The sequence below is a fragment of the Egibacteraceae bacterium genome, from assembly GCA_040905805.1.
In the GTDB taxonomy this organism is placed as follows: Bacteria; Actinomycetota; Nitriliruptoria; order Euzebyales; family Egibacteraceae; genus DATLGH01.
The window spans coordinates 4,120-6,390 of record JBBDQS010000106.1 but is presented as its reverse complement, the minus strand read 5'-3'; the positions used below and the strand labels follow the sequence as shown (position 1 = coordinate 6,390).

The following is a 2,271-nucleotide window of genomic DNA, read 5'->3' as shown; positions in this document are numbered from 1 at the left end:
CCTGCGTCAGCGACACGAGCGCCGCCTGGACGTCCGCCTCGTCGCCCAGCACGACCTGTCGCAGCGCGGCACGCTGCTCCGGGTCCTGCTCGAGGGCCCGCACCAAGGCGCTCAGGTCGATGCTCATACCGACAGAATACCGCCGGCTTCCGACGAAGGACGGGGACTGTCCACAGCCTGCCGGGGGCTCAGACGTCGACGTTGTCGGCGTAGACAGCGTTGGCCTCGATCCACTCCCGCCGGTTGGCGGCGGACTCGCCCATGAGCAACGAGAAGACCTCGTCCGCGCGTTCGGCGGTCTCGACCGTGACCCGCAGCAGCGTGCGCCGGCCGGGGTCCATGGTGGTCGCCCAGAGCTGGTCGGCGTCCATCTCCCCGAGCCCCTTGAACCGCCCGATGGTGGTGTTGCCCGGGTTCGCCTTGAACTCGGTCCGCAGCAGCCGGTCGCGTTCCCGGTCGCTCATGGCGTAGGCGCTCTTCTTGCCGAGCCGCAGGTGGTACAGCGGCGGCTGGGCGATGTAGAGGTGCCCACCGTCGACGAGCTTGCGCATCAGCCGGTAGAAGAAGGTGAGCAGCAGCGTGGTGATGTGCCCGCCGTCGACGTCGGCGTCGGAGAGCAGGCAGATCTTGTGGTAGCGCAGGCGCGAGTAGTCGAACTCGTCGCCGATGCCCGTGCCGATCGCCTTGATGAGGTTCTGGATCTCGGCGTTGGCGAGCACCCGGCGCAGCTGGGCGCGCTCGACGTTCAGGACCTTGCCGCGCAGCGGCAGGATCGCCTGGGTGTGGCGGTCGCGGGCCATCTTGGACGAGCCGCCCGCCGAGTCACCCTCCACGACGTACAGCTCGCACTCCTCGGGGTTGCGCGACGAGCAGTCGGCGAGCTTGCCGGGCAGCCCGGCCGACGCCGAGTCCAGCAGGCCGTTGCGGCGGGTGAGGTCGCGGGCGTGGCGGGCGGCCTCGCGCGCCTTGGCGGCCACCTGGCCCTTCTTGACGATGCGCCGGCCGAGCGTCGGGTTGCTGTCGAGCCACTCGCCCAGCGCCTCGTTCACGGCCCGCTCGACGAACCGGCGCATGACCGCGCTGCCGAGCTTGCCCTTGGTCTGCCCCTCGAACTGGGGGTCGGGCATCTTCACGCTGATGACCGCGACCATGCCCTCGCGCAGGTCGTCGCCGGTCAAGGTCGGGTCGGCCTTCTTGAACACCCCGTTGGCCTGCCCCCACCGGTTGAGGGTGCCGGTGATCGCCTTGCGGAAGCCCTCCTCGTGCGCGCCGCCGTCGGTGGTGCGGATGACGTTGACATAGCTGCGCAACCGCGTGTCGAACCCGCCCTCGGCCCAGTTCACCGCGATGTCGCAGGCCAGCGCCTTGCCGTCGAGGGTCTCCTCGCGGGTGATCCCAACCGCTTTGGACAGCAGGGCCTCGTCGTCGCCGAGCAGCTCGGCGACGAAGTCGGCAAGGCCCCGCTTGAACTGGAAGGTCTCTGACCGGCCGTCGCGCTCGTCGGCGAGGTCGATGCGCAACCCCGGGTTCAGCAGCGCGGTCTCGCGCAGCCGCGTGGCGATGCGCTGGCCGTCGAACTCCAGGGTGTCGAAGATCTCGGGGTCGGGCCAGAAGCGCACCAGGGTGCTGGTGCGCTTGGCTCGACCGACCACGTGCAGCGCCGTGGTGCGCTTGCCCCGCTTGAACGCGATGGCGTGACGCTTGCCGTCACGCACGACCTCCACCTCGGTGCGCACCGACAAGGCGTTGACCACCGACACGCCCACCCCGTGCAGACCCCCGGAGACCGCGTAGGCCTGCTGGTCGAACTTGCCGCCGGCGTGCAGCTTGGTGAGCACCACCTCGACGGCGGGCTTGCGCTCCTTGTCGTGGCGCTCCACGGGGATGCCCCGGCCGTCGTCGGTGACCTCCGCACCGCCGTCGGCGCGCAGGGTGACGGTGATCTTGCGGGCGTGGCCGGCCAGGTGCTCGTCGACGGCGTTGTCCACGACCTCCCAGACGAGGTGGTGCAGGCCGCTGGCATCCGTGGACCCGATGTACATCCCGGGGCGCTTGCGGACAGCCTCCAGGCCTTCGAGCACGCTGATGGACTTGGCGGTGTAGGTCACGGTGTTGATCGGTCTCCTGTGGTCTCGACGTGCCCCATTCTGCCTGCCGGCGCCGCCGTCCCCCCGCAGGGCACGCACCCACCCTATGGAAAACGCCGGCACGGGGGGTACGAGCCCGGCGTGGAGGTGGCCGGCGTCGGGCAAGCCTTGTCGGCTTCGGGAC

At 70.3% G+C, this 2,271-nt stretch carries 1 protein-coding gene; it reads right to left on the bottom strand.

Annotated elements, in window-relative coordinates; all coding sequences use genetic code 11:
* Positions 1-188: 188 nt before the first annotated feature.
* Positions 189-2,108 (bottom strand): DNA topoisomerase subunit B, encoded by a 1,920-nt coding sequence (locus WD250_11745; GenBank protein ID MEX2620878.1) that lies wholly within the window; start codon positions 2,106-2,108, stop codon positions 189-191.
* Between the last annotated feature and the right edge of the window lie 163 nt (positions 2,109-2,271).